5 protein-coding genes and 2 pseudogenes are annotated in these 8,858 nt (G+C 42.8%); 2 read left to right on the top strand and 5 right to left on the bottom strand.

Going from position 1 to position 8,858, the window contains the following annotated elements; genetic code table 11:
- Positions 1-52 precede the first annotated feature (52 nt).
- The 5 genes and pseudogenes from csaB to H532_RS21155 all read right to left on the bottom strand — a co-directional run.
- Entirely contained in the window at positions 53-1,114 is a 1,062-nt protein-coding gene (gene csaB / locus H532_RS0116595) for a polysaccharide pyruvyl transferase CsaB (RefSeq protein WP_027726395.1), read from the bottom strand.
- Positions 1,115-1,133: 19 nt separating this feature from the next.
- Complete coding sequence (locus tag H532_RS0116600) at positions 1,134-2,702, bottom strand: putative polysaccharide biosynthesis protein (RefSeq protein WP_027726396.1); 1,569 nt, start codon at positions 2,700-2,702, stop codon at positions 1,134-1,136.
- Positions 2,702-3,439, bottom strand: a complete 738-nt coding sequence (locus H532_RS0116605; RefSeq protein ID WP_027726397.1) for a WecB/TagA/CpsF family glycosyltransferase — start codon at positions 3,437-3,439, stop codon at positions 2,702-2,704. The genes H532_RS0116600 and H532_RS0116605 overlap by 1 nt, the downstream gene beginning before the upstream one ends.
- A 279-nt stretch (positions 3,440-3,718) precedes the next feature.
- A pseudogene (locus H532_RS21150) lies at positions 3,719-4,465 on the bottom strand (N-acetylglucosaminidase); the annotation flags it as partial.
- A gap of 282 nt (positions 4,466-4,747) precedes the next feature.
- Positions 4,748-5,329: pseudogene (locus H532_RS21155) on the bottom strand (S-layer homology domain-containing protein); the annotation flags it as partial.
- A gap of 177 nt (positions 5,330-5,506) precedes the next feature.
- On the opposite strand from H532_RS21155, the gene secA2 reads away from it, so the two are divergent.
- A complete protein-coding gene (secA2, locus tag H532_RS0116615) occupies positions 5,507-7,885 on the top strand; it encodes an accessory Sec system translocase SecA2 (RefSeq protein ID WP_027726398.1) in 2,379 nt (792 codons plus the stop codon).
- Positions 7,875-8,702, top strand: a complete 828-nt coding sequence (locus tag H532_RS0116620) for an accessory Sec system S-layer assembly protein (RefSeq protein WP_162142939.1) — start codon at positions 7,875-7,877, stop codon at positions 8,700-8,702. The genes secA2 and H532_RS0116620 overlap by 11 nt, the downstream gene beginning before the upstream one ends.
- Positions 8,703-8,858 lie beyond the last annotated feature (156 nt).

Here is an 8,858-nt window from a genome sequence, read left to right on the forward strand (position 1 = left end):
ACCTGTCCAAATGCTATTTCATAAGAATAACTATTTCTTTACAATACGGGAGTTACAAGATGGCATTAATAGCATTCCGGACGGCCGCATCATATTGATCGGTGAGGGGAGCGAGAATCGTCTGCAATTCTTTCTTCACCTCATCCCTCTTTTCCATCTGTTCTACTAAAAGTTCGAGCAATTGATCCTCCCGCCAGTGATCATGGACCGTACCAATTAGCGGTTGATGACAGAGCTTTGCCATCGCTTCTACTTTAGGGTCATAAGACAGGGCAACATAGGGGATGCCGCCTGCCGCCGCAAAGATCAATGCATGGAGGCGCATGCCAAGGACCACACCACATTTTTGAATGATTGCCATTTTGTTGCGAAAGGTTAAAGTCGGCGAAATGACCGTCGCACTGTCTGATAACCGCTCGGCCGCCTGAAGAGAAATAGTGAAGTCTTCTCCTTCATGCATCGGCACAAACACGACAGAGTATCCCATGGCTTCGCATTTTTGCAAAACCCTAACTATTTTATCCAAATAATCTTGCTGGCTCGGCCATTGACGAATCGAAACGGCAATGGTCTTTCTGTTTTTTTCCTCATCGATTTCGGGAGAAAAATGGCCGCCCATCGCGAGGACAGGATCCGGGATGACATCGATCTTTTGTTTGATACCCATTTGGCGCAATGTTTTTTTCGACGCCTCATCCCTTACTGAAATATAACGCGCTTTGGAGATGATAAACGCAGCAAGCCGCCGGATGTAGGCATGACGAATCGGACCGATACCTTGTGAAAAAACAATAAATGGCTTCCTTTGAAACCATGCCATTGCCATGATGCCTGTATAATATGGCACACTCTTCCAACCCGTTTCATCTTGCAAGAGACTTCCGCCCCCTGAAATTAACCCATCGGAAATCTTTAGCGCTTCCCATATTTTTTTATAGTTCCAACGATTCACAGCATCAACGTTTAATTCTTTTTTCGTTCTTTCGGGTTGATTGGACAATACAATAAAATCTATGTTTTTATCATGACTTTGAAAACCTTTTATAATCGAATAAAGAATCGCTTCATCACCGGCATTGCCAAAGCCATAATAACCCGAAATGACTAATTTCATCGAAACCCTCTTTTCGGATTCATTTTCGAACAACTTTTTCAAACATCACACCGATTAGCGGGAGCTTGCGCAGTTGACTGGCGCCCATAAATATCAAAATGATACCAAGATAAACACCGGCTCCAACGAACGCCGTAAGTAATACGTATACTAGCGAAAACATTCTTGACCATGTGGCAACATGAAAATAATAAGTCGGGATGCCAACCACCATTCCCATTACCAAGCCGGCTCCAATATAGATAATTTTTGATTTTGTCAACATCGAAACCGGGTACTTTCCCCTTATGAGATATAAGTTAAAGAAAGAAATTAAACAAAAAATGATGAGGGTGGATAATGCCGCACCTATTAATCCCCATACCGAAACAAACAGAAAGTTTAATGCGGCTTTTAAAACCGCGGCGAGCAATATGATTTTTGCCGATTGAATTTGCAAATTCATTCCGGCCAAAATCCCGGTATCAAGCACCGCCACTGCATTAAAGAATGATGTGAAACCAAGCAGGGCAATAATACTGCTCCCCCTTAAATCGCCAAACAAAGCCATGTTTAGTGGCATCGCCAGACACATCACACCAATAGCCGCCGGCCAAGAAATCATCACATTCAGCCCGCGGGCTTTTTCTATAAGTTGTATATTTTTTGCATGGTTTTTTAGCGCAATGGAAGCGCTAATGGCGGGAACCATTGGCAAAACAAGCGATGTCGAAAACACCGTCGCAATTTGGACAAGCGCAAGTCCGCGTCCATACACGCCGTACCAATCGCTTATATGACTTAATCCGTATACTTTTAAAGCCGTCGGTATCGACAGCGAATCCACCAAATTAAGTAAAGCCATCATTAACGATCCAACGGCAATTGGTATTGACAGCCTAAGGATTTTTATTACCCCACTTTTAAATTGCTGAAAATCGTATGTGTATCGCTTTTCTCCAAACTCGGACCTTTTCCCAATAAAACGGGCATAATGCCAGCGCAGATAAACCAGTGAGCTAAGCGCGCCGATCACTGAACTTCCCATAACCCCTGCAGCAATCTTGGAGGAAGGGAAGCCTTTATTTACAAAGACATAAGCCAAGATTAATATGAATGCCACGCGAACAAATTGTTCAATAACTTGAGAAAAAGCCGTGGGGCGCATATCGTTGAACCCTTGAAAAAACCCGCGGTAGACGGACATATACGGTGCCACAAGCAATGTGAAAGACACCATAATAATCGACCATAAAGACGAACGCCCGCCGAGAACAGCGGATAGCGGAACCGAAAACACGTTCAAAAAGATAAAACCGATCAAACCAAATGAAAAAGTTAAAACCGTTGATGTTCTGTATATATTTGTTATACTGTCCAACTCGTTTTTTGCCAGCGCTTCTGAGATGAGCTTGGAAATGGCAAGCGGTATCCCAGCTACGGACAATGTCAAAATAACCATATAAATAGGGAAAACAAGGGTAAAAATACCGAGCACTTCATCACCGGCAATGTTTTGTAAAGGGATGCGGAATAAACTCCCTAAAACCTTTGAAAGAAACGTTGCGGCGGTAATGAAGAAGGCGCCTTTTAGAAAACTTTGTTTCATTATGACTTACCTTTAACTTTCTGCCGGATGACGTGATACGCAAACAAAGGAAGAGCAATCATGCGCTTCCCTCTAGTTGGTTTCTGCAGAAATCGGTACAGCCACTCGGCGCTAAGCCTTTGCCAGCTCTCCGGGGCCCTTTTGGCCACACCTGCCAATATATCGATGGTTCCGCCCACCCCTATAAAAATGCCTTTATCGAAATGATGGAAGTTTTGATAAATCCACTCTTCTTGACGTGGAAAACCCATGCCAACGAAAATAAGGTCTGGTTTGGCAGACTTCACTTCATTAATAACTTCCTTGTCATTTAAATCGATGTAGCCGTGATGACAGCCAACAAGCTTTAAGTCAGGAAATCTTTTCTTTATGTAATTTTTGGCTCGTTCCAATACCTCATCCTTTGCGCCTAAAAGATACACTTTTAGTTCTTCCTCATTCGCTACTTCCAATAAATTTAGCACCGTATCCACACCCGTCACTCTTTCGCTGATGGGCTGCTTGAGCAACTTCGATGCTTTAACAATGCCAATCCCGTCTGGAGTGATATAGTCGGATTGAGATAAGATTTCTTTGTATCGCGGATGACGCAAGGCGTACATAATGATTTCCGGATTGCCTGTTACAACGAACACTTTATCTTCATTTTTTATATGTTTTTTTAATTGCTCGATCATTTGACACATCGTCACGTTGTCAAAATCTATGCCTAAAATGTTTACTTTCGGAAAAGGCATTGAACCACCAACTTATTAATTGCATTTATGAATAGCTTTTTTACTTTTAAATATACCACATTGAAAACAATGCTGAAAGATGTAACATTATGTCATGTCAATTTCTGATATTTCCTAATCTTGGTCGCAAAAGAAAAACACATCAAACTCAGTATATGTCGAAAACAGCCGCATTTATAACATTGCCTTCAGACGTAGCCAAAAATGAGAAAGGATCATCCATTAAAATACCGCATCGCCGACTTCTTATACCTCCATCGGGATGCGGTATCTTTCACTTCATTTATAAACAGGCACATCAAAGACTAATGTATAAAAATCAAGCATGTCGTAAAGTTTTTTTAGGTTATTCACCTGTTTTACGGCCCAGCCGATGTCTGTAGCGTATTGGTGGGTGCCAGGGCTATCCGGATTCCACCGCATTTTATACAGGGTATCCTGTCCCTTATTTATATAGTTTTGGGCAATTAACTGCGCACCGCCAATTATTGCTTTCTCTGGTGTTGTCCAACCATGTTCATAAGCAAATGTCGCGCCTCCAAGCAAAGGATCGCTATCCTTCGCCCCGTAACCATACATGTTGTATACCGTGACATCATATGGCTTCCCTGTCTCGGCGATCGTCACTGTCCCATTATCTTGGATTTTAAGATGAACGCCCTTAGACAAATCGGAAGTGCCATTGCCTGTTTCCAGTAAAGCGTGTGAAATCAAGTAAAGTTCATTAATATTATATTGCTTTCCGGCATCAATGAAAGATTGAGCTTTCCCAGCCAAGATGCCTTTACCTGCCAAAATCTTCTGATTCACTTCATCGGCATTAATGGATGCGCTCTGGGATAATTTGATGAATTGGTAATATTCGTTGTAATCCGCCGAGAAGTGATTCGGATCCAGATATTTTAAGACATCAGACTGAAGCGGAATCATCCATCCGGTAATCTTGTACCATCTTAACCCATTGGCATCGGTAACCGTTTGGCCGCCGTAATAAACTTGATCATCATGTTTTAAATAACCAATGATAGGGTAATTGCTTCCCGGGCCGTTTCTTACCGGATATAATCCTTTATTCTTCGTATCATAAGTGATGATCCACCGGCCTTTGTCATCAATATCAAAGGCATCTCTAGCAATATATTTCGTATACAAATCGGTTCGCGGAATTGCCGCCATTTGTTTTGTTAAAGCATCATTTAGGGTGATGTTATATACGGTTTTAATAATTTTTGTTTGCTTTTGTTGATTTTCCGATGTGGCACGATCAATGACTTGGTAGGCGAGATAAATGACTTTTGCCGCTTCCGCACGGATCGCATGATCTGTTGGGCGAAAAGTGCCGGCAGGGTCACCTTGAATAATTCCCCAACCAACGACATTCGATATCGCCTGATCGTATTCATCTGATTTAAGGATTTGATCTTTATCTGTGAAATTAACCGTTCCCGTCTTTTCTGGAACTTTTTTGTATCGGAGCATGCGATCGATCATCAGCGCCATATCTTGTCTCGAAATTTCACCGTCGGGATCGAACGTCCCGTTGTTGTAACCCTTAATAATTCCTGCTGCTGCCGCCGCAGACACTTCGTCATAGGACCAGCGGCTCTGTGGCACATCGGAGAAAGTTTTCCCAGTGTTAGTGGTTGATAGATTAAGAGATCTGACAATAAAAGCGGCAAATTCTTCCCGCGTCACATGCTTATCGAGCATGAAATCACCGCGGCTGTTTCCTTCCATAATATTATGGCTCGTTAGAAAATCCACTGCCTCCTGGGCATAATCATATGAAGTAGCATGGCTTTGTTTCGGGACAAGGGCAAAAATCAGTATCAGAGCGCCGGCTAACATAATCCCTTTAAAAGATCCATGTAAAAAATGTGTTGTTTTCATAATGTCCCCCTTCTAATCTCTTAAATAAACTACCAGATTTTAAAGGATAAATCTAGTTCTCTTTAAAAAATGAAAAATACCATTTTACCCAATCCTTGAGTGAAAAAGATTATCGAATGGGGGTTCACTCTATGCTATACTTGGGGTAGCCTTTTTCAAATCCAAGGAGAGAATTTTATGATTCCGCTTTTAAATAAAATGAAAATCGATGTTCAACAGAAAACGTTAAAAAAGTATAAAAGAATTGTTGCAGAAATCAATGAAATGGAAGCTGCCATTTCTCGGCTTACCGATGAAGAACTGAGAAACAAAACCATCCAATTTAAGGAACAAATGAAGGAAGGCTGCCGCTTGGAAGACCTTATTCCGGAAGCCTTTGCCGTTGTCCGCGAAGCTTCGAAGCGGGTTTTGGGCCTTAGGCATTACGATGTTCAACTCATGGGCGGGCTCGCCTTATTCGAGGGAAATATCGCCGAGATGGCCACTGGGGAAGGAAAAACGCTTGTTGCCTCACTTCCAAGTTATCTACGCGCGTTGGAAGGTAAAGGGGTCCATGTCATAACGGTGAACGACTATCTTGCCAAACGGGACCACGATTTGATCGGTCAAGTGCATGAATTCTTGGGACTAAGCGTCGGTTTGAACATACCGGAAATGACTCCCGAAGACAAAAAGAAAGCCTATATGGCTGACATTACATACGGTGTCGGGAATGAATTTGGATTTGATTATTTAAGGGATAACATCGCCCAATCGAAAGATCAACGTGTCCAACGGCCGCTGTACTATGCCATTCTGGACGAAATTGACAGCGTTTTGATAGATGAAGCAAAAACGCCGTTAATTTTAGCCAGAAAGTCGACTGTCAGCAAAGACTTATTTTACATTACCGCACAAATCGTTAAAGGAATGGAGAACGAAAAGCACTTCACTTACGATCCTGAAACGAAGGCGGTCAGTTTAACTGATGAAGGCATTACTTTAGTTGAGGAAGCGTTTGGTATTGAGAACCTTTATGATATTGAGCATCAAACACTTTATCATTATCTGATTCAGTCCTTGCGTGCTGAAGTGATGTTTAAGCGCGATGTCGACTACATCGTAAGGGACGGCGAAGTCCATCTTGTGGACGCTTTTACTGGCCGGATTATGGATGGGCGCAGCTTAAGCAACGGGCTTCATCAGGCCATTGAAGCTAAGGAAGGGCTGAAGCTCACCGACGAGAATAAAACACAAGCTTCTATTACCATACAAAACTATTTCCGAAGATATCCGATTCTATCCGGCATGACCGGAACGGCCAAAACCGAGGAAAAAGAGTTTCAAACCATTTACGGGATGGATGTCATTCAGATTCCAACCAACCGACCAGTCATCCGCCAAGACTTGCCCGATCAAGTCTATTTAACTGTAAAACAAAAATATAAAGCGGTAACCGAAGAGGTTAAACGGCGCCATGAAAAAGGACAGCCTGTTCTGATCGGAACAACTTCCATTCAACAGTCGGAAATCCTCGCCGAATATTTGGATCAAGCGCATTTGCCTTATCAGCTCCTAAACGCGAAAAGTGTGGAGCAGGAGTCACAGATGATCGCCCTCGCTGGTCAAAAGGGACAAATCACGATTTCTACCAACATGGCCGGACGCGGTACGGATATATTACTCGGTGAAGGGGTGGCCGAACTTGGCGGTCTACATGTTATTGGCACGGAACGTCATGAAAGCCGCCGCATTGACAATCAGCTTAAGGGGCGCGCCGGAAGACAAGGCGATCCCGGTTCGAGCCAATTTTTCCTATCCCTCGAAGATGAACTCGTCAAGCGATTTGCTGAAGATGACCTTGAAAAGAAACGTCAATCGATAAAAACCGACGAGAAGGGGAAAATCTTAAACACTTGGATTCATGATTTCTTTGATAAAACACAAAAAATCTGTGAAGGCAGTAATTTCTCCATTCGTGAATACACGCTGAAGCTTGACAATGTCGTCAGTGAGCAGCGTAATGTCATTTACGAAGTGCGTGACAACATCTTATTTAAAGATAATATGCTGGAGATTGTCTACCCAATGGTTGAAAATGAAGCGAAGCGGGTCATTGAAGCGCATTGCCCTGAACACGTCATTCCCGAAAATTGGGACCTCGACGCGCTTCAGAAAGAATTAAACCGGGTCATTGCCCACTTCGGAAGTATTAATGAAAAAATGCTCGATGTCAGTGACATTCAAGATCTTGTTTCAGACCGGCTCCATGAATACAAAACACGGCTTGAAATGAAGGCTGAAGATGAGTCGTTCCAACAATTCTTGAAATTCATCCTTCTTACCACGATTGATGATCAATGGATGAACCACCTTGAAAAAATGGAAGAATTGAAAGAAGGCATTGGGCTGCGCGGTTACGGACAAACGGATCCGATAATCATGTACGAAAAAGAAGGTTTCTATGTTTTCAAAGAGACTTTTGAAACCATCGAAAAAATGATCGCCATTCAACTTACGAAATATGTTGAAACCAATTGGGGATTGGACGAGGGAGAAAATCGCGATGAAAAATGAGCGCACAAACATGAGAAAAAATACAATTCATGAGAACCAAACCATTAAAACAAAGCTTTCCTTCCATCCTAGTTGGAATATTAAACCTGAAGAACGTTATGTTTTCATGTTCAAAAATAATCAATGTCCGCCACTCGCACCTAACCAAATTTCCATCTACGGACTCGACTGGGCGCCGCAAGAAGATGGGATTGTCGTCACGGCATTCATCAGAAGTTCTTTATCCCAGTCTATTCAAATTGGGCAAACTACCCTACTCTTGCTGTCATCCCAAGGAGAGATTCTTGGCAGAAAAACGATGGACCTTTCGGTGATCGGTGAACTTCCACCGAACAGCAGCCGTCCTTGGCGGTTCCATTTCAGTCCAACGGAACTTTTTGTTCAAAAACTGCCAAAAGAAGATTGGAAGATTGCCTTCGAATTGAAGCCCAAACATCAGCTCGATCTTGATGACAGTTGGGAACAAAACCTTTCATCAGAAGCTAAAGCCCATTTACAAGAGATGGTCAATCAATTGGAAGTCCCAAAACCTGGGGAAATCAATTTGTTGGGCATTCAAGCCAAAACGCAAGATAATGGGGATCTATACGTCACGCTTCTCATACGGAACGGCAGCGGCAAACATGTGACACTGAAACAGCTCCCACTTCAATTCATTGACGCTGACGGTGACGTGGTAGCAAAAGGGGTTTTCAAGCTCGATAACTTAACCGTTAAGGCGAACACGAGCAAACCATGGACATTTATTTTTCCAAATACGGTTGTCCAAAAAAAGAACCCAAACTTGAAGAAATGGCAAGTGGAAACACCAAAATAAAGGATTTTCGACCGGGCATAGGCCTGGTCATTTTTTATACCAGGTAAGGCAATCGAGTAGGAGGGGGTGACTAACCCCCGACCTCTCACACCACCGTACGTACGGTTCCGTATACGGCGGTTTCATTTAAGTCCAACGCATCGTTTGATATCGATT

Source organism: Tuberibacillus calidus DSM 17572 (assembly GCF_000430685.1).
Lineage (GTDB): Bacteria > Bacillota > Bacilli > Bacillales > Sporolactobacillaceae > Tuberibacillus > Tuberibacillus calidus.

What these genes read in the sequence shown, in the direction of transcription:
- csaB (WP_027726395.1), bottom strand. Translation starts at nt 1,114, where the DNA reads ATGAAATTAGTCATTTCGGGTTATTATGGCTTTGGCAATGCCGGTGAT.
- H532_RS0116600 (WP_027726396.1), bottom strand. Translation starts at nt 2,702, where the DNA reads ATGAAACAAAGTTTTCTAAAAGGCGCCTTCTTCATTACCGCCGCAACG.
- H532_RS0116605 (WP_027726397.1), bottom strand. Translation starts at nt 3,439, where the DNA reads ATGCCTTTTCCGAAAGTAAACATTTTAGGCATAGATTTTGACAACGTG.
- secA2 (WP_027726398.1), top strand. Translation starts at nt 5,507, where the DNA reads ATGATTCCGCTTTTAAATAAAATGAAAATCGATGTTCAACAGAAAACG.
- H532_RS0116620 (WP_162142939.1), top strand. Translation starts at nt 7,875, where the DNA reads ATGAAAAATGAGCGCACAAACATGAGAAAAAATACAATTCATGAGAAC.